The following is a 20,632-nucleotide window of genomic DNA, read 5'->3' on the forward strand; positions in this document are numbered from 1 at the left end:
CTGTCCCCTCCTCAGCGCGTCAAGCGAAGGTCTTGGCGAATTCTTCGATCGCAGCGCGGAGTTTGTCCTCGGCTTCACCCTTGATCTTGGGGTCGTCCTTGGTGATCCAGTCGAGGATGTCCTTGCGGTTGCTGCGCAGGTGCTTGACCAGATCGCGCTCGAACCGGCCGACGTCACGCACGGGCAGCTTGTCGAGGAAGCCCTTGATGCCCGCGAAGATGACGCAGACGATTTCCGCGTTGGTCAGCGGCGAGTACTGCGGCTGCTTCATCAGCTCGGTCAGACGCGCGCCACGGTTCAGCAGGCGCTGGGTCGCGGCGTCGAGGTCGGAACCGAACTGCGCGAAGGCCGCCATCTCGCGGTACTGCGCCAGTTCCAGCTTCACCGAGCCCGCGACCGACTTCATCGAGTTGGTCTGGGCCGAGGAGCCCACGCGGGAAACCGACAGACCGGTGTTCACGGCCGGACGAATGCCCTGGTAGAAGAGTTCCGTTTCAAGGAAGATCTGACCGTCGGTGATCGAGATCACGTTGGTCGGAATGAAGGCCGACACGTCGCCACCCTGGGTTTCGATGATCGGCAGAGCGGTCAGCGAGCCAGCGCCGTTGTCCTCGTTCAGCTTCGCCGAACGCTCCAGCAGGCGCGAGTGCAGGTAGAAAACGTCGCCCGGGTAGGCTTCGCGTCCGGGCGGACGGCGCAGCAGCAGCGACATCTGGCGGTAGGCGACGGCCTGCTTGGAGAGGTCATCGTAGATGATCAGCGCGTGACGGCCGTTGTCGCGGAAGTATTCGGCGATCGCGGTCGCCGAGTAGGGCGCGAGGAACTGCATCGGCGCCGGGTCCGAGGCGGTGGCGGCCACGATGATCGAGTAGTTGATCGCGCCGGTTTCTTCCAGCTTCTTGACCAGCTGGGCAACGGTCGAGCGCTTCTGGCCGATGGCCACGTAGACGCAGTAGAGCTTCTTGCTCTCGTCGTCGCCCGCCGCTTCGTTGTAGACCTTCTGGTTCAGGATCGTGTCGAGCGCGATCGCGGTCTTGCCGGTCTGGCGGTCGCCGATGATCAGTTCGCGCTGGCCGCGGCCGACGGGGATCATGGCGTCCACGGACTTCAGGCCGGTCGCCATCGGCTCGTGCACCGATTTGCGCGGGATGATGCCGGGGGCCTTCACGTCGGCAACCGAGCGCTTCGCGGTCTTGAGCGGGCCCTTGCCGTCGATCGGGTTGCCCAGCGCGTCGACGACGCGGCCGAGCAGCTCGTCGCCGACCGGAACGTCCACGATGGACTTGGTGCGCTTGACGGTGTCGCCTTCCTTGATGTCCCGGTCGGAACCGAAGATCACGACGCCGACGTTGTCGACTTCAAGGTTCAGCGCCATCCCGCGGATGCCGCCGGGGAATTCCACCATTTCGCCGGCCTGGACGTTGTCCAGCCCGTGAACGCGGGCGATACCGTCACCGACGGAGAGCACGCGGCCGACCTCGGCCACCTCCGCTTCTTGACCGAAGTTCTTGATCTGCTCCTTAAGGATCGCAGAGATCTCGGCTGCCTGGATTCCCATTATCCGACCTCTTTCATAGCATTCTGGAGGGAAGCGAGCTTCGAGCGGATCGAGGTGTCGATCATCTTAGAGCCCACTTTGACGACGAGACCGCCGATGAGGCTTTCATCGACGGTCGTATTGAGTTTCACGGTCTTGCCGACGCTGGCCTTCAGCGTCTTGGCAAGCTGGTCCGCCTGCGCCTTGGTCAGGGCGGCGGCCGAGGTCACATCGGCGGTGATCTCGCCCTTTTCCTCTGCGATCATGGCGCGCAGCGCGACCAGAAGCTGGGGCAGGACGAACAGCCGGCGGTTCGCGGCCATCAGGCCGAGCGTGTTGGCCACCGTCGCGGAGAGCGACATCGCCTTGGCGAGGGCCGAAACGGCCGCGGCCTGCTCTTCCCGGCTGTAGACCGGCGAGGCGATCAGCCCCCGCAGATCGGCGCTGGCATCGAGCGCGCCCTGAAGCGCATCGACATCGGCCCCGAGGGCCTTCAGGTCCTTGGCCTCCTTGGCCAGTTCAAAAACGGCCGTGGCATAGCGCCCGGCAATCCCTGCGGAGATCGAAGCTGGTTCCGACACGTCCACCCTTCCGATGACTTTGCCTCATCGCCCGAAGTCACGGGAACCGAGGCCACCCCTTCGCGCGCGCAAACGCACGTCTTAGTTCGGCGCGGGTGTAGCAGAGCGGATTTGCTGCCGCAACCGCCTAGGCCAACATATTTCACAACCCCAATTTGTTGATTTTCAACAACTTGGACCAACCCCGTTGCCGGGGCACCTTTCCGGGCCGCGAGGTTGGGGCGTTAACATCGGTTTCAGGCGGGGGAATCCGGCGGGGCGGGCTTGCCGCGAGGGCGCGATTCACGTCGCGCCGGCAACCGGCTTCGGCATTCCCTCCAGCACCCGCAGCGGCCGCTCCACCGCTGCGCGCAGGCCCGGGCGCATCGGCGCGTGAAGTTGCTTGGACACTTCAAGCATCAGGACCCCCCCCGACATGACGGAGGAAACGCGATGGCCGACACGTTCCCACATCGGCGCGGTACGCAGCCAGAAGCGCCGGGACGAGGGCGGAACGTAAAGCGCGGTCTGGTGACGCTCCGCGACGAAATTGTGCTTGCGCAGTTGCGCATCGAGCTGGCCCATCGAATAGGGCCGCCCGAAGCCGAACGGCGTCTTGTCGCTGCGCGACCACAGGCCCGAGCGGTTCGGCACGATGAAAAGCGCCCGCCCGCCGGGACCAAGCACGCGCCAGCATTCGTCAAGCACGGCCGAGGGATTTTCCGAAGTGTCGAGCCCGTGCAGCACAACCAGGCGATCGGCCATGCCGGTTTCCAGCGGCCAGCGGGTTTCCTCGCACAGGACCGAGACATTCTCCATCCCCGCGGGCCAGGGCATGACGCCCTGCGGCCCCGGCATCAGCCCGATCACGCGCCGCGCATCGCCAAGATAGGGGCGCAAGAGCGGCACCGCGAAACCGAAGCCCACGACCGTGCGCCCCTTCGCCTCGGGCCAAAGCGCGACAAGCTGGTCGCGGATCGCCTTCTGCGCCGCACGCCCAAGCTGCGTGCGATAGTAGAAATTCCTGAGGTCCAGAACATCAAGATGCATTGCATGCAAGCCCGCGATCGGGTCAAACTCCGTTTCGATGAGCATAAGCAAAGTCGCGCGAAACGCCATGCCCCTTGAAATCGTTACCATTCCCTGCCTGACGGACAACTATGCCTATCTGGCCCACGACCCGGCCACGGGCGCAACAGCCGTCGTCGACGTGCCGGAGGCCGCGCCGATCCTGAACGCCTTGCGCGAACGTGACTGGCGGGCCAGCCACATCCTGATCACGCACCACCACGGCGATCACATCGACGGGGTCGAGACGCTTGCCGCCGCGACCGGGGCGCGGGTGATCGGCGCGGCGGCCGACGCGCACCGGCTGCCACCACTGACGGAGGCCGTGTCCGAAGGCGACATCGTGCGCATCGGGATGTCGGCGGGCGAGGTGATCGAGGTGCCCGGCCATACGGTCGGCCATATCGCCTTTTATTTCCCGGACTCCGCCGTCGTCTTCACCGCGGACAGCCTGATGGGGCTGGGATGCGGGCGCCTTTTCGAAGGTAGCGCCGCGCAGATGTGGGAAAGCCTGTCGAAGCTTGCGGCCCTGCCCCGTGAAACGCTCGTCTGTTCCGGACATGAATACACGCAGTCTAACGGCCGCTTTGCACTGACCATTGAACCGGACAATCCCGCGCTTATATCCCGCGTCAAGGCCGTGGCCGAGGCGCGCGAGATGGGCCGTGCGACCGTGCCGTCACGACTGGGCGAGGAGTTGGAGACGAATCCGTTCCTGCGCGCGAACCTGCCCGCCGTGAAACACCTGATCGGCATGGATGGCGCCTCTGACGTGGAGTGCTTCGCCGAGATCCGGGCACGCAAGGACCGGTTCTGAGGCAATTGCCACCGCATCGGTACCGTAAAGTCGCAATCCGATCACAATTTGTGCAGCTTTTGCTGCGATGCTAGGATTAGGCGTGAAAACCGCTTGAAGATCGGTCGTTTCCACCAAACCTTATGAGTATGAGGCTAGGGTCGAAGCGGGCGCCCGCCCCTTTCGGCCCCCGAGGAGAAGGAGCACGCAGGTGCCGTCATTTTCGACCACGCTTGAACAGGCAATCCACGCGGCCCTGGCGCTGGCAAACGCGCGACGGCACGAACTTGCGACGCTTGAACACCTTCTGCTTGCCCTGATCGACGAGCCCGAGGCTGCGAAGGTCATGCAGGCCTGCTCCGTCGATCTCGATGTGCTCAGAAAGACGCTTTCGGAGTTCATCGACGATGACCTCTCCACCCTCGTCACCGATGTCGAGGGGTCGGAGGCCGTGCCCACCGCCGCCTTCCAGCGGGTGATCCAGCGGGCCGCCATCCATGTCCAGTCCTCGGGCCGGACCGAGGTGACGGGGGCCAATGTCCTGGTCGCGATCTTCGCGGAACGGGAATCGAACGCGGCCTATTTCCTCCAGGAACAGGACATGACCCGCTACGACGCGGTCAACTTCATCGCCCATGGCGTGGCCAAGGACCCGTCCTTCGGCGAAACCCGCCCGGTCAGCGGCGCGCATGAACAGGACGCCAAGACCGAGGAGAAGACCGACGGCGAGGCCAAGGAATCCGCGCTGGCGAAATACTGCGTGGATTTGAACCAGAAGTCCAAGAAGGGCGACGTCGACCCGCTGATCGGGCGCGAATCCGAGATCGAGCGCTGCATCCAGGTGCTTTGCCGCCGCCGCAAGAACAACCCGCTTCTGGTGGGCGATCCCGGCGTAGGCAAGACCGCGATCGCGGAAGGCCTGGCGCTGAAGATCACGCGCGGCGAAACGCCCGAGGTGCTGAAGGGATCGACGATCTTTTCGCTCGACATGGGCGCGCTTCTGGCCGGCACCCGCTATCGCGGCGATTTCGAGGAGCGGCTGAAGGCCGTCGTGAAGGAGCTTGAGGACCATCCCGACGCGATCCTCTTCATCGACGAGATCCACACCGTGATCGGCGCGGGGGCGACCTCGGGCGGGGCGATGGATGCCTCCAACCTGCTCAAGCCCGCGCTTCAGGGCGGCAAGCTGCGCTGCATGGGCTCCACGACCTACAAGGAGTTCCGCCAGCACTTCGAAAAGGACCGGGCGCTCTCGCGGCGATTCCAGAAGATCGACGTGAACGAACCCTCGGTCGATGACACGGTGAAGATCCTGATGGGGCTCAAGCCCTATTTCGAAAAGCACCACGACCTGCACTACACCAAGGACGCGATCAAGGCGGCGGTGGACCTGTCGGCCCGCTACATTCACGACCGCAAGCTGCCCGACAAGGCCATCGACGTGATCGACGAGGCCGGCGCGGCGCAGCACCTGGTTTCCGAATCCAAGCGCCGCAAGACCATCGGCCCGAAAGAGATCGAGGCCGTGGTGGCCAAGATCGCCCGCATCCCGCCCAAGAACGTCTCAAAGGACGATGCGGAGGTGCTGCGCGACCTGGAACGGACGCTCAAGCGCGTGGTCTTCGGCCAAGACAAGGCGATCGAAGCGCTCAGCTCGGCGATCAAGCTTGCCCGGGCGGGGCTGCGCGAGCCCGAAAAGCCCATCGGCAACTACCTGTTCGCCGGCCCGACCGGCGTCGGCAAGACCGAGGTCGCCAAGCAACTGGCCGACAGCCTGGGGGTGGAGCTTCTGCGCTTCGACATGTCGGAATACATGGAGAAGCACGCGGTTTCCCGCCTGATCGGCGCGCCTCCGGGTTACGTGGGCTTCGACCAGGGTGGCATGCTGACCGATGGCGTGGATCAGCACCCGCATTGCGTGCTGCTGCTGGACGAGATCGAGAAGGCGCACCCGGATGTCTACAACATCCTGTTGCAGGTGATGGACCACGGCAAGCTGACCGATCACAACGGTCGCCAGGTCGATTTCCGCAACGTGATCCTGATCATGACCTCGAACGCGGGCGCCTCCGAACAGGCCAAGGCGGCCTTCGGCTTCGGCCGCGAACGGCGCGAGGGCGAGGATACGGCGGCGATCGAGCGGACCTTCACGCCGGAGTTCCGCAACCGCCTGGACGCGGTGATCTCCTTCGCGCCGCTGTCGCGGGACATCGTCATGCAGGTCGTCGACAAGTTCGTCCTGCAGCTTGAAGCGCAGCTGATGGACCGCAATGTCCATATCGAACTGTCGCCCGAGGCCGCCAACTGGATCGCTGAGAAGGGCTATGACGACAAGATGGGCGCGCGCCCGCTCTCCCGCGTCATCCAGGAGCATATCAAGAAGCCGCTGGCGGAGGAATTGCTCTTCGGCAAGCTCACCAAGGGCGGGGTCGTGCGGGTCCTGGTCAAGGACGGCAAGATCGAGTTGAAGGTCGAAGAGCCGCAGCAACGCCGGATCACCGGATCGAAGCCGCCGCTTCTGACCGCCGACTAGGCGCAGCAGAGCCTGTGTTGAACGGGGGCGGCCAAGGCCGCCCCTTTCTCATGCCTCATACCCGCGCCGCGACGGCCTGGACCTTGATCCGGCCGCCAAAGGGCAAGGCCACCGCCTGATAGATGGTGCGCGCCGGCCGCCGGCCTTCGGGGAAGAGCGCGCCGTAAAGCGCGTTTACCTCGGCCACATCCGCCAGGTCGATGAAGGCCAGATCGACATAGACGATCTCGGACCGCGCGAACCCGGCCGCCTCGGCGATGCGAAACACATGGGCGAAGGCCCGCTCCGCCTCTTCGCCCGCAGTGCCGGGCTGGTACTTTCCATCGGGGCCGACCGAAAGCTGGCCGCTGATCCAGCATTGGTTGCCGACCACGACGGCATTGCTGATTGGCGAGGGCGATGGCGGCACGCCGTCCACCGCAACGATGTATCTTGTGGTCATGGGGCGCTCCCTGTTCGACCCCGTACCCCGGCACGGCCCGATTGCCGGCAGAGGTGGATCGCGCGCCCCGAGCCTACCACGGGCGGCTGCGGGTCCCGCGCCCTATCGCTCGGTCAGCTTCAATTCGATCCGGCGGTTCTGCGCGCGCGCCTCCGCCGTATCGCCCTCGGCCACCGGGCGATATTCGCCAAAGCCGGTCGCCGCCATGCGCTGCGGCGGGAAGCCCAGGTCGTCCTGCATGAAACGCACGACCGAAAGCGCCCGCGCCTGGCTGAGTTCCCAGTTATCCCGGAACTGGCCGCTGGAGATCGGCACATTGTCGGTATGGCCGTCCACCCGGATGATCCAGTCGATGGCGGGCGGGATCTGGTCGGAGATGTCGCGAAGGATGGACACCACACCCGCGATCTGGGACTGACCTTCGCCCGAAAGCTGGGCCGAGCCGGTTTCGAACAGCACCTCCGAGGAAAAGACGAAGCGGTCGCCGACGACGCGCACGCCCTCGCGGCCCGCCAGAACCTCCGACAGCTTGCCGAAGAACTCGGAGCGATACCTGGCGAGTTGCTTGGTCTCGTCACGCAGCGATTTCGCCTCTTCCTCCAGCCGTTTGCGCTCGGCCTCTTCCAGTTCCGCCCGCAGGCGTTGCTCGGACGCAACCTGCGCCAGGGCGGAGTTCAACTGGCTGCCCAGGCTTTCAATCTGCACCTTGGCCTCGGCGTCACGCGCGGCCGAGGCGTCAAGCAGGCTCTGAAGCGATCCCAGCTGCGTGCGCAGAGCGGCCAGTTGCTGGTTCAGAAGCGCCACGTTGCGCTGTGCGGCAAGGGAGACCTCCTTCTGCTTCGCGAGCTCCTCTTCGGCGAACGCCAGAAGGGCCGCCTTGCGCTCAGCCTCGGTCCTGCCCTCGGCGTCCCTGCCTTGGGCCGCGGCCAGAAGGGTCAGCGTCTCCTCCGCCTCCTTGCGCTTTTCCTCCAGCGCCAGCGTCATCGCCGTCAGTTCGCCTTCCGAGGACTTGAGCCTTTCGCGCAGCAGTGCGGCGGCGGCAGCCTCGGCCAGGCGGTCCTTCTCGGCCTCGCTCAACTGCTCCTGTGCCTCGGCCAGCGCGGCGTCCCGCGCTTCGGCGCGCGCGCGCAGATCGGCGATCAGCGCGTTCATCGCGTCACGGCGCGCGGCGGCAAGGCGGGCGGCCTCGGCCTGGGCGTCGACCTCGTCCCGTGCCTTGGCAAGCGCAAGGTTCAGTGCCTCCTGATCCGAGAGCAGCCGGTCGCGCGTTTCCGTCAGGTCCTGAACTTCCGCCCGCGCGCTGTCCCGCTCGGACAGGAGGGAGGCGACCTGAGCCTCGAAGGTCGTGATGCGCGCGCTGGCTTGCGCCAGTTCGGCGGCCTGCCCCTCGACCTGCCGCGTCAGGGTCGCGATCAAGACCGATTGGCGGTCAGCCTCGCTGCGCGCGGCGCTCAGGTCGGCGTTCAAGCCCTGCACCTCGACCTCGAAGGCGGCGGAGCGGTCGCGCTCCAGCCCAAGCGCGTCGGCAAGCCCCGCGACCTGGTCGGCCAGCGCGGCCAATTCGTCGTCCTGATTGTCGATGGTTTCGCGCAATGTGAACTGCACGATCATGAAGATCGTCAGCACGAACATCAGCACCATGAGAAGCGCCGTCATCGCATCGACGAAACCGGGCCAGATATTGGTGGAGAATCTTTGGCCGCCGCGTCCGTTCGACTGCGCCATGGCCTAGTCCTTCCGCGGCGGGGCCGAGGGCTCGATCCGGACGAGCGAGCGCACCGCGCGCGTCAGTTGCGCGATGTCTGAACGCAACTCCGCCACCGCTTCCTGCCGGCCCGCCGCGACCTCTTCGAGGATCTTCAGAAGCTGGATGTCGATCGAGCGCAGGCGCATCCGCGCCTCGGCGTCGCCACCGTCCAGACCGGGCCCAGCCGCGTTCCGTTCGATCAGCGCGACCAGCCTGTCCTGCCCGTCGGCGATCCGCGCCAGAACCGGGCTGGTGTCCGGGAGGGGCGCGGGTGGCGCGGCGGCGGGGGCGCTGTCCGCCATCATCTGGATCGCCTGCGCGAGCTTCGAGAGCGTATCGTCGGTCCGGATGCGGCCGGCCTCCGCCTGGGCGATCAGGTCGGTCAGCGCCTCCACCTGGTTGGCCATCTGGTCGATGACATCGGCAAGGCCCGCGCCATCGACCCCGCCCTCGCCGTCCGAGCCGGCAAGGCTGAGACGGGTGAAGGAGGACAGCCAGTCCTCAAGCTCCGAATAGAAGCGGTTCTGCCCGTGGCCCGCGAAGAGTTCCAGAAGCCCGACGACAAGCGAGCCCGCAAGGCCGAGCAGCGAGGACGAAAAGGCCGTGCCCATGCCGCCCAGCTGCGCCTCAAGCCCGGTCATCAGCTTGTCAAAGACCTGAAGCCCGCTTTCGCCCTCCTGCGGGGCGAGCGCGCGGATCGTGTCGACCACCGCCGGGACCGTCGTCGCCAGGCCGTAGAAGGTGCCGAGCAGGCCAAGGAAGATCAGCAGGTTGATCAGGTAGCGCGTGATGTCACGCTCTTCATCGATGCGGACCGAGACGGACTCGAGGATCGAGCGGGCGGAAGAGTTCGAGATATGGCTGCTGCGCGCGCTGCGGCTGCGCAGGAGCGCTGCAAGCGGCGCCAGCATCCGCGGGGCGATCGTGATCTCATGCCCCGGTCGCTGGCCCGCGAAGCCCTCGATCCAGCTGACCGACTGCACCAGCTGCACGACCTGCCAGAAACAGGTCAAGACGCCAAGGACGAAGACCCCCAGGATCAGCCCGTTGAGATAGGGGTTGGCCAGGAAGATGGGGGAGATCCGCGCAAAGGCGAAATAGGCCCCGGCGCTGACCAGGCCGATGACGATCAACATCATCAGGACCTGGCGGACGGGTTGCGAAAACAGCGGCTCGGCCTCGCGCGCGGGTTTGATCATCTGGTGGCTTCCCGTTCTTTCCACCCGACAATAGGCGGGGGCGGGGGGCCTGCCAAGCCCGTGTTGCGCGCCTCAGCGCCCTGGCTTGCCTGACCGGTGCGCCTGCACCCGCGCGACCAGCCAATCGAGGTCGGGATCGGACAATCCCAGCTCCGCCAGATGCGCGGCGGTGTTGCACAGGTAGTCGACGTTCGGCCCGCGCCCGCCCACCGCGCGGGCGATGATCTGCGCCTGGTCCTCAAGCGCCAGGCCCCCGCAATACTGGACGTGATCGGGGTCGATCACATAGGCGAGCGCCTCGACCTCGCGCCCGTCGGAAAGCGCCAGCGGCAGCGTCCTTTCGAGATAGGCGGCGGAGACCAGTTCCCGTTCGCGCAGATAGGCAAGCGTCGCCTCCGCGTCGTCCGGCGCGACGGCGAAGGCCACGCCATCGCAATGCGCGCCTTCCGCCGCGTCGAGCGCCAGCACAAGCCCCGGTTCCTCCGGCGTGCCGCGGTGATGGATCGAGCGCATGCAGAACGACCGATGCCAGCCCGAAAGCCGCGCGATGGCGCGTTCGGTATAGGCGAAACCCGGCTCCCAGATCAGCGATCCATAGCCGAAGACCCACAGGCTGTTGAAGTTCATGCACTGGCCCCCTCCACGCCGGGCCTGTAAACACCATCTGCAAGGATCAGGAAAGACCCCAGGGGGCGTCAATGCGCAAGCTCATGTCACTCGCCATTCTGCTCACGGCCCTTTACGGCGGCTATTGGTTCGTTGGCTCGCGCGCCGTGCTTTCGGGGGTGGAAACGGCGCTGAGCCGGCTCCGGGATCAGGGTCAGGTCAACTACGCCTCGATCGGGCTCGTGGGCTTTCCCTCGCGCTTCGACCTGACGGTCGAGGCGCCGGAGGTGCGCGGGCAGGACATCAGCTGGGCCGCGCCGTTCCTCCAGGTCTTCGCGCTGTCCTACAAGCCCAACCAGATCATCGCGGTCTGGCCGCACGAACAGACGGTGACGCTGGCCGGGCAGCGCTTCGACCTGGGGGCGGAGGACATGCGCGCAAGCGCGCTTTTCGGCGCAGACACCTCACTGCCGCTCGACCATGCGCAGATGGTGGTCAAGGCGCCGACGCTGGCCGCCGCCCTGGGCTGGCGCGCCTCCGCGACCGAGGCGCGCCTGGCCACCCAGTCGATCTCGGACGACGGCCGGGCGCACCGCGTCGGGGTCGAGATCACAGGGATCGAAATGACAGGCGCCGCCCCGACCGGGTTGGGCGCAACGCCCGTCGAACGCGCCTATCTGGATGCGACGCTGAGCTTCGACCGCCCCATCGACCGGTTCGCAGGCGAAACCGTGCCGCGCCTTGCCCGCGCCGAGATCGACGAGGCGCGGCTGGTCTGGGGCGACATGCGCGCCGAGGCCGACGGCACGGTCGAGGTGACACCCTCGGGCACGCCGGAAGGCAAGCTGACGGTCAAGCTGGTCCAGTGGCGCCAGATGCTGGACGCCGCGCGCGAAATGGCGCTCCTTTCCCCCGTCGATGCGGCGAACCTGGAGCGGATGCTGGACGGAATCTCGCGCGGGACGGCAGACCCCGACAGCGTCAGCCTGCCCTTCACGCTGCGGCAGGGGATGGTCTATCTGGGCCCCTTCGCGCTGGGTCCAGCGCCACGGCTCTAGCCCTCGGACGGTTTCGTGCGGCCGAAATCCGGGGCGGCGGTGTCCTGCCCCGCCTCGATGATGCTGCGGCGGATGGCGCGGGTGCGCGTGAAATAATCGTGCAGAAGCTGGCCGTCGCCCATCCGGATCGCGCGTTGAAGCACGAAAAGCTCCTCGGTGAAGCGGCCGAGGATATCCAGCGTCGCCTCCCTGTTGGTCAGGAACACGTCGCGCCACATCGTCGGGTCCGAGGCCGCGATACGGGTGAAATCCCTGAACCCCGCGGCGGAATACTTGATGACCTCGCTTTCGGTCACGCGGCGCAGGTGGTCGGCCACGCCCACCATCGTATAGGCGATCAGGTGCGGCGTATGGCTGGTCACGGCCAGCACGAGGTCGTGATGGGCCGCGTCCATCTCATCGACATTCGCCCCCATCGCCTCCCACAGCGACCGCAGCCGGGCCACGGCCTCGGGCGCGGCGGTCCCGGGGATCAGGATATGCCAGCGGTTCTGGAAGAGCGTTGCAAAGCCGGAATGCGGCCCCGAATGCTCGGTCCCGGCCAGCGGGTGGCCAGGTACGAAATGGACGCCCTCGGGCAGATGCGGGGAAACGGCGTCAACGACGGCCTGCTTGACCGATCCCACGTCGGTGACGGTAGCGCCGGGTTTCAGGTGCGGGCCGATCTCCTCAGCGACGGCGCCCATGGCGCCCACGGGCACCGCCAGGACGATCAGATCCGCGCCCTTCGCGGCCTCTGCGGCGGTTTCGAAGACCTCGTCGCAAAAGCCGATCTCCAGCGCGGCGGCACGGGTTTCGGCGGAACGCGCATGCCCCGCGATCGTGCCCGCGAGGCCCCATTTCTTCATCGCATGGCCCATCGAGGACGCGATCAGCCCGAGCCCGATCAAGGCCACGCGGTCATAGATGGGCCGGCTCATTTCTGTCCCTTGAACTGGCCGATGGCATGGGCCACCCGGCGGCAGGACGCCTCGTCCCCGATCGTGATACGCAGGCAGTGGGGCAGACCGTAGCCCGCCACGCGCCGTACGATCAGCCCCTGGGTCTGAAGATAGGCATCGCAGGCGGCGGCTTCCGCCTCATCCGCGAAGCGGGCCAGGATGAAGTTCGCGGTCGAGGTGTCCGAGGGCACGCCGCGTTCGGCCAGCGCCTCGGCCAGCCAGGCGCGCAGGCGGGTGTTTTCCGCCCGGCAGCGGTCCACATGGTCCTGGTCGCGCACGGCGGCCTCGGCGGTGTCAAGCTGCGCGCTGGACAAGTTGAAGGGGCCACGGATGCGGTTGAGGACATCGATGATCGACTTGGGCCCGTAGCCCCAGCCGATCCGAAGCCCACCCAGCCCGTAGATCTTGGAGAAGGTCCGCGTCATGAAGACGTTCGAGCGGCGGGCGATCAGCTCCGCCCCGCCATCGAACCCCTCGACATATTCCGCATAGGCCCCGTCGAGCACAAGGATCGCCTGCTTCGGAAGGCCGGCCGCCAGGCGCTCGACCTCGGCCGGGCCGATCATCGTGCCGGTCGGGTTGTTCGGGTTGGCGATGAACACCAGCTTCGTGCGCCGCGTGCAGGCCGCCAGAAGGGCATCGACATCGGTCGTCCGTTCCCGCTCGCGCACCGATACGGGCGTGGCGCCCGCCGCCATCGCCGAGATGCGGTACATCAGGAACCCGTGTTCGGTGAACACAACCTCGTCGCGCGGACCGGCATAGGCCTGGCACAGGAAGTGGATGATCTCGTCCGAGCCCACGCCGCAGATGATGCGGGCCGGGTCGAGCCCGTGCGCCTCTCCGATGGCCTGGCGCAACGCGAGGTGATCGGTGTTCGGGTAGCGGTGCAGCTTGTGGACGGCGCGCTGGAACGCTTCCTTGGCCTTGTCCGAGGGACCGAAGGGATTTTCGTTCGAGCTGAGCTTGATCGCGTCGCTGATGCCTGCGACATGCGCCGCACCGCCCTCGTAAAGGGCGATGTCCATAATGCCCGGCTGCGGGCGGATGGGATCGGTCATGGCAGCGACTCCGCAGTTTCGCGCGCTTTCTAGCGGGCGTCAGGGCGCTAGACCAGACCTGAACGCGCGTCGCCGCCGCCGCGAGGGGGCGAGTGTTGCAGCCATCGCACCTGTTCCCGCTACCACGGGCGGCCCGGGCCGGGGCGACCCAACGAAAAAGGGCCGCCCCCAAGGGCGGCCCTTTCCAAACCAGTAGCGAAGATCAGTTCTTCGCGTAGAATTCGACGACGAGGTGCGGTTCCATCTGCACGGCGTAGGGAACGTCGCCCAGCGCCGGCGTGCGCACGAAGGTCGCGGACATCTTGTTGTGGTCGGCTTCGATGTAGTCCGGCACGTCACGCTCGGCGAGACCGACGGCCTCCAGCACGATGGCCAGCTGACGCGACTTGTCGCGGACGGCGACGACATCGCCTTCCTTGACGCGGTAGGAACCGATGTTCACGCGCTTGCCGTTGACGGTCACATGGCCGTGGTTCACGAACTGGCGCGCGGCGAAGATGGTCGGAACGAACTTGGCGCGGTAGACAACCGCGTCCAGGCGGCGCTCCAAGAGGCCGATCAGGTTTTCACCGGTGTCGCCCTTGACGCGCTCGGCCTCGGCGTAGATGCGGCGGAACTGCTTTTCGGTCAGGTCGCCGTAGTAGCCCTTGAGCTTCTGCTTGGCGCGCAGCTGCGTGCCGAAGTCCGACAGCTTGCCCTTGCGGCGCTGGCCGTGCTGGCCGGGGCCGTAGTCACGCTTGTTGACCGGGGATTTCGCACGACCCCAGATGTTCTCGCCCATCCGGCGGTCGATTTTGTACTTGGCAGAGGTGCGTTTGGTCACCGCTGATCTCCTTCGTTGCAGGCGCCGCCCCCGATTGATCAGCCGGGCGGCTATGAAGGGCGTTGTCCTTTCCCTTGCGGGCGACAGGCTTCCCCTTGCGGGGGCCACCAACACCAAATGAATGACCCGGGCACTTCGTCCCGGGACGGGCGGCTTATACAGGCCGGCGCGGGGGAGTCAAGGGCACCACCTGCGATCTGGCCCGCTACTCTTGCAGGCTTTCCAGGTAGTCGGCCAGAGCGACAAGATTGACGGGCGTCGGCGTCATCACGCCCTCCCCGGTATCGACCAGCACCAGCGGTCCGTCCTGAAGCGCGACGCCAAGCTCCGGCATGACGGAGGACCGATCGCCGCGCCGCGTATACCCGTCGATGGTGGACATGACCTTCACGCGCTCGAATGTGCCGCCGTTGCGGGCCGCGATCCGCGTCAGGTCCGCGGGCGCCTTGCCAAGTCCTTCGGCCGCAGGACCGTCGCCGTTACCCCGCTCCCCATGGCACGAGGCGCAGTAGTCGAGGTAGAGCGACCGGCCCGAAACCTGCTGTTCGGGCGCGCAGGCCGCCACAAGGACCAGCGCGGCGACCGACAGGGCAAGGATGGGTTTCATGGGCTTCCTCCGCTTGGCTCCGCGCCCGAGGATAAGGGTGCGCTAGCAAAGGCAATATGATCTGAATCAGCCCGTGACAAGGGCGCGCCGCCCCCCTAGGCTCGCCCCCGTTCCGGGAGGAGACGACGACATGACCGAGACCCTGCGCTATGCGCTCATCATGCTTGCCGCGGGTATCGGCATCCCCATCCTGGCGGCGCTGAACGCGCAGCTCGGGGGGCGCATCGGCTCCCCTGCGGCGGCCGCGACGGTTCTGTTCGTGGTGGCCTGCGGGGCCGCCCTCATCGTCACGGTGGCGACCGGGGGGATGGGCAAGCTGGCTTTGATCCCGGCGCAGCCGCGCCACCTCTTGCTGGCGGGGTTGCTGGTCGCGTTCTACGTCCTCTCGATCACCTGGGTCGCGCCGCGATTCGGCATCGGCAACGCGATCTTCTTCGTGCTTCTGGGGCAGTTGATCTCGGCCACGCTGATCGACCAGTTCGGGTTGTTCGGGGCCGCCGTGCGAAGCGTCGGCCCGGCGCGGATCGCGGGACTGTGCCTGATGGCGCTCGGGGTCTATCTCTGCCAGAAGGCCTAGCGCTGGATCGACATCAGGTAGTCGACGACCTCCAGCACACGCCGGGAGGTGATGACCGGCGTGCCCTCGGGGCCATCCGCCGCGACCGGATCGCCCGCGAAGACGGCGCCGAAAATCGGCATCGGCCCGCCATGCCCGCGCAACCCGCTGCGCCCATCTACCAGGTGAACGACCTTGAGCCAGGGGAAGCTGCCGCCCTCTCGCTCCGAGATCCGGGTCAAGTCTGGCACCGGGATCGTCAGCAGTTCGGACATCGGGCCGGTGCCGGTGGCCTCCTCTCCGTGGCAGCCGGCGCAGGCGCCCACATAGATCTCCCGCCCGGTGGCGTTTTCCTGAGCCAGGGCAGGATGACCCGCGACGAGGCCGAGGAACAGGGCAAGGAGGCAGACGGCGGGGCGCATGGCAGATCTCCGGGCTGGTTCGGCGCCAGTGTCGCAGGGTCGCACCCCGGCGCGCCTTGATCCGGATCAGATGATGCGCCCGGCCTCAAGGCGCACGACGCGGTCCATGCGGGCGGCAAGCTCCAGGTTGTGGGTGGCGATCAGCGCCGCAAGCCCCGTTTCCCGAACCAGCGACAGCAACGTCGCGAAGACCCGGTCGGAGGTTTCGGGGTCGAGGTTCCCCGTCGGTTCATCCGCCAGCAACAGCCTCGGACGGTTGGCCAGCGCCCGGCAGAAGGCCACGCGCTGCTGTTCGCCCCCCGAGAGCGCCGCCGGGCGGTGACCGGCCCGGGGCAGGATGCCCACAAGATCCAGAAGCCGCATCGCGTGGTCCTGCGCCTCGGCGCGGGAAACACCGTTGGCCAGTTGCGGCAGGACGATGTTCTCTGCGGCCGAGAATTCCGGCAGCAGATGGTGGAATTGATAGACGAAGCCCACCTCGCGCCGCCGCGCCTCGGTCCGGGCCCGGTCGGACAGGCCCGCCATCGCCCGCCCGGAAATCGAGACGCCGCCCGCATCGGCGGTGTCGAGAAGCCCCGCGATATGCAGCAGCGTCGACTTGCCCGCGCCCGAGGGCGCGACCAGCGCCACGATCTCGCCCGCCGCGACCCGCAGATCAAGGCCGCGCAGCACCTCGACCTGGCCCGGCAGGCCACGGTTGTAGGTCTTTTCGATCCCCGAAAGATCCAGCACCACATCACTCATAGCGCAGCGCCTCCACCGGGTTCATGCGCGCCGCGCGGCGGGCGGGAAAGATCGTCACGATGAACGAGAGGCTGAGCGACAGCGCCACCGCCCGGAACACGTCCCAGCCCCTGAGCTCGGCCGGAAGCCGGTAGATGCCCCGGATCGAGGGGTCCCAGGCCCCACCCCCGGTCGCCCAGTTCACCGCCGACATGATGCCATCGACATTCCAGGCGATGAGGCAGCCCAGGATGACGCCCGCGATGGTGCCGATCACCCCCACGAAGGCGCCGCAAAGGAAGAAGACCCGCAGGACCGAGCCCTCGGTGAGCCCCATGGTGCGCAGGATGCCGATGTCGCGCCCCTTGTTCTTCACCAGCATGACAAGGCCCGAGGTGATGTTCATCGTCGCGATCAGCACGATCAGCGCCAAGATCACGAACATCACGTCATCCTCGATCGAGAGCGCCGCCAGGAAGGCCGAGGACCGGTCCTTCCAGGTCCAGACGTAGCGCCCCTGCCCCGACGCCTGCAAAAGGTCGGGGACCAGCGCATCGATGCCCTCCGGGTCGTCGACGAAGATCTCGATCTGATCGGCGACGCCCTCGCGGTTGAAGAAGCTCTGCGCCTCGGCGAACGGCATGTAGATGCGGGCGCTGTCCACGTCCGCGCGCCCGACGGAGAAGATGTAGGTCACCTCATACACGTTGACGCGGGGCGAGGTGCCGAAGGCGGTCTTGACCCCGTTCGGCTGGAGAAGCTTCACCTTGTCGCCGGGAATGACCCCAAGCGCCCGCGCGATGCCCGATCCGATGGCGATGCCCGCCTCGAACCGGCCGATGTCGCCCGTCGCCTCCGGCGCGCCACGGAAGGTGGGAAGCTCCGCCAGGACGTTGGGCGCCACGCCCAGAACTTCGCCCACGGTGGCGCGGTCACCGTAGCTGATCATTGAAAAGCCCGCGATGCGCGGATTGGCGCGGGTGACGCCGGGAATGGCCTCGATCCGCGCGGTCACCTCGGCGTAATCGGGGATCGAGATGTTGACGATGCCATTGTCCATCGCCTGCGGGTAGGCGCCGATCTCGGCGTGCGAATTGGCGCCGAGGATGGTCTGGACATATTCGGTGCGAAAGCCCGAGCGCACCGCCAGCGTGGCGACCAGCGCCATCACGCCCAGCGCGATGCCGACAAGGCTGATCCAGGTCATGACGCTGACGCCGCCTTCGGCGCGGCGGGCGCGCAGGTAGCGCCAGGCGATCATGAACTCGAAAGGGGCGAAGGGACGGGTGGCCTGTGCCATGCGGGCTCCGGTGCGAAAGCCGGCGCAAGGTGGCGGGGCGGGCGCGAAAGGTCAAGCAGGCCGGTAGCGCGGCAGGATCAATTCGCGGTAACCTGCCATCAGATCGGAGGGCCATCCATGAGCTTTGTGCACACGACACCCCCGGAGGCCGCCACCGGCGCCGTTGCGGATCTGTATGAGCGGCTCTCCGCGGCGGGGCCGCTGCCGAACTGGGCGCGGCTCTTCAGCCTCAATCCCGCCCTGCTGGCCGGGTGGTCGGCCCTTCTTGAGGCCGTGAAGGCCCGTCAGGACCCGCGCCGCTACGACGCCACCCTCGGCGCGGCGCGGGCGATCCGGTCGTCCTATTGCCTGCTTGCACATGGCAGCGTGTTGCTGAAGGACGGATTGCCTGCCGAGGCGCTGCGCGAGATCGGCGCGGAGGGTGATTCAGAGGCGCTGTCCCCCGCCGAGCGCGCGATCCTGGCCTATGCCGCCAAGATCGCCACGGACGCGACCTCCGTCACGCAAGGCGATATAGACGGGCTTCGCCAACTCGGCCTGATGGAGGAGGAAATCTTCGACATCGCAGCAACGGCTGCGGCACGCTGCTTCTTTTCGAAGCTGCTCGATGCGCTCGGCACCCTTCCCGACGCGACCTATGCCGGGATGGAGGAGAGCCTGCGCAGGGCGCTGACCGTGGGACGCCCGATCGCCGGGTAGGTCAGACCCGCGCCCGCCGCCGGAAAGGCGTTGTCAGGATCGACATCAGGATGCTGACCAAGGCCCAGCCGCCGACATAGCCCATGGCGCCGGTTGCCACGCCCGCCGTGGTCGCGGGAACCGCGGGCTGAAAGTCGCCCCAGGTCGCGGCAAAGGTTTCCACGTCAAGAAAGCGGTGCGGCAGCAGCGTGCGCTCAACCGGACCGGCGGCGCGCAACAGCGCCAGATCGGAGCGCAGCCGGTCCAGTTCCGTGAAGGTGGATCGCATGTCGCTTTGATGGAGCCCGGCGAAGGCATTACCCGACAGCGAGACCAACGCCTGTTCCCGGTCCATCCCTGCGGCCTGGGCAGAGGCGTCGAATTCGGCCGCCACGCGGTCCAGGGCATCGACCTTGCCCGCCAAGCGCTGGAGATACTGCTGCGAAAACTCGGGGAACTGCGACAACGCCAGCGCGCCCGCCATTCCCCCCGCAAGGCTCAACATTCTCAGCATCGCGCGCATCCCGATCCGCCCAAGCCGAGATTAGCGCAAATCGGACCGGAGGCGAGCCGTTTCTGACGCGCCCCCGGCCATGCCAGCCGTCTCGGCCTTAGCGCCCCGCGTAGATCTGGGCGATGCGGGCCACCGCCGCCTCGGGGCTCATCTCCTCGCTGTCGCCGGTGCGGCGCGAGGTGACTTCGACCACGCCATTGGCCAGACCGCGCGGGCCGACGGTGATGCGCCAGGGAAGGCCGATCAGGTCCATCGTCGCGAACTTCGCGCCCGCGCGCTCGTCGCGGTCGTCGTAAAGCGCCTCCAGCCCCTGGGCGCGCAGCGCCTTGTAAAGCCCCTCGCAGGCCGCGTCCGCGGCCCCGTCGCCCTGCTTGAGGTTGACGATCCCGACCGGGAAGGGCGTGACGCCCTCGGGCCAGATGATGCCCTTGTCGTCGTGGCTCGCCTCGATGATCGCGCCCAAAAGGCGGCTGACGCCGATCCCGTGGCTGCCCATCTCGACCGGCACGCGGCTGCCGTCCTTGGTCACGACGGTCGCGCCCATGGCCTCTGAATACTTGGTGCCGAAGTAGAAGATCTGCCCGACCTCGATGCCGCGCCCGACCTTGCGATGCGCCTCCGGGACCTGGTCGAACACCGCTTCGTCATGGGTTTCGTCAGTGCGCGCGTAAAGGGTCGTGAACTCCTCGCAGACCTTCGCGACCTGATCGCGGTCGTCGTAGTCGATATCGCGGGCGCCAAGCTTCAACCCGGTCACGCGGTCGTCGTAGAAGACCTCCGACTCGCCCGTCTGCGCCAGCACCAGGAATTCATGCGTGTTGTCGCCGCCGATGGGGCCTGAGGCCGCGCGCATCGGGATCGCGGTCAGGCCCATGCGTTCGTAGGTGCGCAGGTAGCTGACCATGTGGCGGTTGTAGGCGTGCAGCGCCGCATCCCGGTCCACATCGAAGTTGTAGCCGTCCTTCATCAGGAACTCGCGCCCGCGCATCACGCCGAAGCGCGGGCGAACCTCGTCGCGGAACTTCCACTGGATGTGGTAAAGCGTCAGCGGCAGGTCCTTGTAGGAGGACACGTGGCTGCGGAAGATGTCGGTGATCATCTCCTCGTTCGTCGGACCGTAGAGCATGTCGCGCCCGTGGCGATCCCTGATGCGCAGCATCTCTTCGCCGTAATCGTCGTACCGGCCGCTTTCGCGCCAGAGGTCGGCGGGCTGCAGCGTCGGCATCAAGAGCGGGATATGGCCCGCGCGCACCTGTTCCTGGTGCACGATCTCCTCGATCCGGCGCAGGACGCGGAAGCCCAGTGGCAGCCAGGAATAGATGCCCGCCGCCTGCTGCTTGATCATGCCCGCGCGCAGCATGTAGCGGTGGCTGACGATCTGCGCCTCGGCGGGGTTTTCCTTGAGGACGGGGAGGAAATAGCGGGAAAGGCGCATGAACGGCTCGCATCCTGTGGCTTCGG

At 66.9% G+C, this 20,632-nt stretch carries 21 protein-coding genes; 5 read left to right on the forward strand and 16 right to left on the reverse strand.

Annotated elements, in window-relative coordinates:
* Nucleotides 1-19 precede the first annotated feature (19 nt).
* The 3 genes from atpA to OE647_RS17150 all read right to left on the reverse strand — a co-directional run bounded on the left by atpA (nucleotide 20) and on the right by OE647_RS17150 (nucleotide 3,147).
* Nucleotides 20-1,558, reverse strand: a complete 1,539-nt coding sequence (gene atpA / locus OE647_RS17140) for a F0F1 ATP synthase subunit alpha (protein ID WP_263722985.1) — start codon at nucleotides 1,556-1,558, stop codon at nucleotides 20-22.
* On the reverse strand, nucleotides 1,558-2,118 hold the full coding sequence (locus tag OE647_RS17145; protein WP_263722986.1) for a F0F1 ATP synthase subunit delta: 561 nt from the start codon (nucleotides 2,116-2,118) through the stop codon (nucleotides 1,558-1,560). The genes atpA and OE647_RS17145 overlap by 1 nt, the downstream gene beginning before the upstream one ends.
* A gap of 282 nt (nucleotides 2,119-2,400) precedes the next feature.
* Nucleotides 2,401-3,147 (reverse strand): class I SAM-dependent methyltransferase, encoded by a 747-nt coding sequence (locus OE647_RS17150; protein WP_263723040.1) that lies wholly within the window; start codon nucleotides 3,145-3,147, stop codon nucleotides 2,401-2,403.
* Between the two features lie 67 nt (nucleotides 3,148-3,214).
* Here OE647_RS17150 and gloB point away from each other — a divergent pair, with 67 nt between their 5' ends.
* A complete protein-coding gene (gloB, locus tag OE647_RS17155; protein WP_263722987.1) occupies nucleotides 3,215-3,982 on the forward strand; it encodes a hydroxyacylglutathione hydrolase in 768 nt (255 codons plus the stop codon).
* A 190-nt stretch (nucleotides 3,983-4,172) separates the two neighbouring features.
* The gene (gene clpA, locus OE647_RS17160; protein WP_263722988.1) at nucleotides 4,173-6,494 is read left to right on the forward strand and encodes an ATP-dependent Clp protease ATP-binding subunit ClpA; all 2,322 of its coding nucleotides are present in this window, start codon (nucleotides 4,173-4,175) and stop codon (nucleotides 6,492-6,494) included.
* Between the two features lie 55 nt (nucleotides 6,495-6,549).
* Here the strand turns inward: clpA and OE647_RS17165 are convergent, their stop codons facing one another.
* The 4 genes from OE647_RS17165 to OE647_RS17180 form a co-directional block, all read right to left on the reverse strand.
* Entirely contained in the window at nucleotides 6,550-6,936 is a 387-nt protein-coding gene (locus tag OE647_RS17165; protein ID WP_263722989.1) for a RidA family protein, read from the reverse strand.
* Between the two features lie 102 nt (nucleotides 6,937-7,038).
* The gene (locus tag OE647_RS17170) at nucleotides 7,039-8,661 is read right to left on the reverse strand and encodes a peptidoglycan -binding protein (RefSeq protein WP_263722990.1); all 1,623 of its coding nucleotides are present in this window, start codon (nucleotides 8,659-8,661) and stop codon (nucleotides 7,039-7,041) included.
* Between the two features lie 3 nt (nucleotides 8,662-8,664).
* Nucleotides 8,665-9,882 carry a biopolymer transporter ExbB gene (locus OE647_RS17175; protein ID WP_263722991.1) on the reverse strand — a complete coding sequence of 406 codons (1,218 nt, stop codon included), beginning with the start codon at nucleotides 9,880-9,882 and terminating at the stop codon, nucleotides 8,665-8,667.
* A gap of 72 nt (nucleotides 9,883-9,954) precedes the next feature.
* Nucleotides 9,955-10,509 carry a gamma-glutamylcyclotransferase gene (locus OE647_RS17180; RefSeq protein WP_263722992.1) on the reverse strand — a complete coding sequence of 185 codons (555 nt, stop codon included), beginning with the start codon at nucleotides 10,507-10,509 and terminating at the stop codon, nucleotides 9,955-9,957.
* Between the two features lie 71 nt (nucleotides 10,510-10,580).
* Here OE647_RS17180 and OE647_RS17185 point away from each other — a divergent pair, with 71 nt between their 5' ends.
* Nucleotides 10,581-11,546, forward strand: coding sequence for a DUF2125 domain-containing protein (locus tag OE647_RS17185; protein WP_263722993.1), 966 nt, complete (start codon nucleotides 10,581-10,583; stop codon nucleotides 11,544-11,546).
* Here OE647_RS17185 and OE647_RS17190 read toward each other — a convergent pair.
* The 4 genes from OE647_RS17190 to OE647_RS17205 form a co-directional block, all read right to left on the reverse strand.
* Entirely contained in the window at nucleotides 11,543-12,466 is a 924-nt protein-coding gene (locus OE647_RS17190; RefSeq protein ID WP_263722994.1) for a prephenate/arogenate dehydrogenase family protein, read from the reverse strand. The two genes, OE647_RS17185 and OE647_RS17190, sit on opposite strands and share 4 nt — an antisense overlap.
* Nucleotides 12,463-13,548, reverse strand: a complete 1,086-nt coding sequence (gene hisC, locus OE647_RS17195; protein ID WP_263722995.1) for a histidinol-phosphate transaminase — start codon at nucleotides 13,546-13,548, stop codon at nucleotides 12,463-12,465. The genes OE647_RS17190 and hisC overlap by 4 nt, the downstream gene beginning before the upstream one ends.
* 202 nt (nucleotides 13,549-13,750) lie before the next feature.
* Entirely contained in the window at nucleotides 13,751-14,371 is a 621-nt protein-coding gene (rpsD, locus tag OE647_RS17200; RefSeq protein ID WP_263722996.1) for a 30S ribosomal protein S4, read from the reverse strand.
* Nucleotides 14,372-14,576: 205 nt separating this feature from the next.
* A complete protein-coding gene (locus tag OE647_RS17205; protein ID WP_263722997.1) occupies nucleotides 14,577-14,978 on the reverse strand; it encodes a c-type cytochrome in 402 nt (133 codons plus the stop codon).
* Nucleotides 14,979-15,108: 130 nt separating this feature from the next.
* Between OE647_RS17205 and OE647_RS17210 the strand changes: the two genes are divergently transcribed.
* Nucleotides 15,109-15,555, forward strand: a complete 447-nt coding sequence (locus OE647_RS17210; protein ID WP_263722998.1) for a DMT family transporter — start codon at nucleotides 15,109-15,111, stop codon at nucleotides 15,553-15,555.
* On the opposite strand, the gene OE647_RS17215 is transcribed toward OE647_RS17210, so the two are convergent.
* The 3 genes from OE647_RS17215 to OE647_RS17225 all read right to left on the reverse strand — a co-directional run bounded on the left by OE647_RS17215 (nucleotide 15,552) and on the right by OE647_RS17225 (nucleotide 17,979).
* Entirely contained in the window at nucleotides 15,552-15,956 is a 405-nt protein-coding gene (locus OE647_RS17215; RefSeq protein ID WP_263722999.1) for a c-type cytochrome, read from the reverse strand. The two genes, OE647_RS17210 and OE647_RS17215, sit on opposite strands and share 4 nt — an antisense overlap.
* 66 nt (nucleotides 15,957-16,022) lie before the next feature.
* On the reverse strand, nucleotides 16,023-16,700 hold the full coding sequence (locus OE647_RS17220) for an ABC transporter ATP-binding protein (protein ID WP_263723000.1): 678 nt from the start codon (nucleotides 16,698-16,700) through the stop codon (nucleotides 16,023-16,025).
* Nucleotides 16,693-17,979 carry a lipoprotein-releasing ABC transporter permease subunit gene (locus OE647_RS17225; protein WP_263723001.1) on the reverse strand — a complete coding sequence of 429 codons (1,287 nt, stop codon included), beginning with the start codon at nucleotides 17,977-17,979 and terminating at the stop codon, nucleotides 16,693-16,695. Before OE647_RS17225 ends, OE647_RS17220 begins: the two co-directional genes overlap by 8 nt.
* A gap of 117 nt (nucleotides 17,980-18,096) precedes the next feature.
* Between OE647_RS17225 and OE647_RS17230 the strand changes: the two genes are divergently transcribed.
* Nucleotides 18,097-18,678: a carboxymuconolactone decarboxylase family protein gene (locus OE647_RS17230; RefSeq protein WP_263723002.1), complete on the forward strand. Its 582-nt coding sequence runs from the start codon at nucleotides 18,097-18,099 to the stop codon at nucleotides 18,676-18,678.
* 1 nt (nucleotide 18,679) lies between these two features.
* Here the strand turns inward: OE647_RS17230 and OE647_RS17235 are convergent, their stop codons facing one another.
* Both OE647_RS17235 and proS read right to left on the reverse strand, forming a co-directional pair.
* Nucleotides 18,680-19,171 carry a DUF2937 family protein gene (locus tag OE647_RS17235; protein WP_263723003.1) on the reverse strand — a complete coding sequence of 164 codons (492 nt, stop codon included), beginning with the start codon at nucleotides 19,169-19,171 and terminating at the stop codon, nucleotides 18,680-18,682.
* A 97-nt stretch (nucleotides 19,172-19,268) separates the two neighbouring features.
* Nucleotides 19,269-20,606 (reverse strand): proline--tRNA ligase, encoded by a 1,338-nt coding sequence (gene proS / locus OE647_RS17240; protein ID WP_263723004.1) that lies wholly within the window; start codon nucleotides 20,604-20,606, stop codon nucleotides 19,269-19,271.
* Between the last annotated feature and the right edge of the window lie 26 nt (nucleotides 20,607-20,632).

The sequence above is a fragment of the Albidovulum sediminicola genome, from assembly GCF_025751575.1.
Lineage (GTDB): Bacteria > Pseudomonadota > Alphaproteobacteria > Rhodobacterales > Rhodobacteraceae > Albidovulum > Albidovulum sediminicola.

What these genes read in the sequence shown, in the direction of transcription:
- OE647_RS17175 (WP_263722991.1), bottom strand. Translation starts at nt 9,882, where the DNA reads ATGATCAAACCCGCGCGCGAGGCCGAGCCGCTGTTTTCGCAACCCGTC.
- gloB (WP_263722987.1), top strand. Translation starts at nt 3,215, where the DNA reads ATGCCCCTTGAAATCGTTACCATTCCCTGCCTGACGGACAACTATGCC.
- OE647_RS17225 (WP_263723001.1), bottom strand. Translation starts at nt 17,979, where the DNA reads ATGGCACAGGCCACCCGTCCCTTCGCCCCTTTCGAGTTCATGATCGCC.
- OE647_RS17205 (WP_263722997.1), bottom strand. Translation starts at nt 14,978, where the DNA reads ATGAAACCCATCCTTGCCCTGTCGGTCGCCGCGCTGGTCCTTGTGGCG.
- OE647_RS17190 (WP_263722994.1), bottom strand. Translation starts at nt 12,466, where the DNA reads ATGAGCCGGCCCATCTATGACCGCGTGGCCTTGATCGGGCTCGGGCTG.
- OE647_RS17215 (WP_263722999.1), bottom strand. Translation starts at nt 15,956, where the DNA reads ATGCGCCCCGCCGTCTGCCTCCTTGCCCTGTTCCTCGGCCTCGTCGCG.
- proS (WP_263723004.1), bottom strand. Translation starts at nt 20,606, where the DNA reads ATGCGCCTTTCCCGCTATTTCCTCCCCGTCCTCAAGGAAAACCCCGCC.
- OE647_RS17235 (WP_263723003.1), bottom strand. Translation starts at nt 19,171, where the DNA reads ATGCTGAGAATGTTGAGCCTTGCGGGGGGAATGGCGGGCGCGCTGGCG.
- OE647_RS17185 (WP_263722993.1), top strand. Translation starts at nt 10,581, where the DNA reads ATGCGCAAGCTCATGTCACTCGCCATTCTGCTCACGGCCCTTTACGGC.
- OE647_RS17170 (WP_263722990.1), bottom strand. Translation starts at nt 8,661, where the DNA reads ATGGCGCAGTCGAACGGACGCGGCGGCCAAAGATTCTCCACCAATATC.
- OE647_RS17220 (WP_263723000.1), bottom strand. Translation starts at nt 16,700, where the DNA reads ATGAGTGATGTGGTGCTGGATCTTTCGGGGATCGAAAAGACCTACAAC.
- OE647_RS17165 (WP_263722989.1), bottom strand. Translation starts at nt 6,936, where the DNA reads ATGACCACAAGATACATCGTTGCGGTGGACGGCGTGCCGCCATCGCCC.
- OE647_RS17150 (WP_263723040.1), bottom strand. Translation starts at nt 3,147, where the DNA reads ATGCATCTTGATGTTCTGGACCTCAGGAATTTCTACTATCGCACGCAG.
- OE647_RS17230 (WP_263723002.1), top strand. Translation starts at nt 18,097, where the DNA reads ATGAGCTTTGTGCACACGACACCCCCGGAGGCCGCCACCGGCGCCGTT.
- atpA (WP_263722985.1), bottom strand. Translation starts at nt 1,558, where the DNA reads ATGGGAATCCAGGCAGCCGAGATCTCTGCGATCCTTAAGGAGCAGATC.
- hisC (WP_263722995.1), bottom strand. Translation starts at nt 13,548, where the DNA reads ATGACCGATCCCATCCGCCCGCAGCCGGGCATTATGGACATCGCCCTT.
- OE647_RS17210 (WP_263722998.1), top strand. Translation starts at nt 15,109, where the DNA reads ATGACCGAGACCCTGCGCTATGCGCTCATCATGCTTGCCGCGGGTATC.
- OE647_RS17180 (WP_263722992.1), bottom strand. Translation starts at nt 10,509, where the DNA reads ATGAACTTCAACAGCCTGTGGGTCTTCGGCTATGGATCGCTGATCTGG.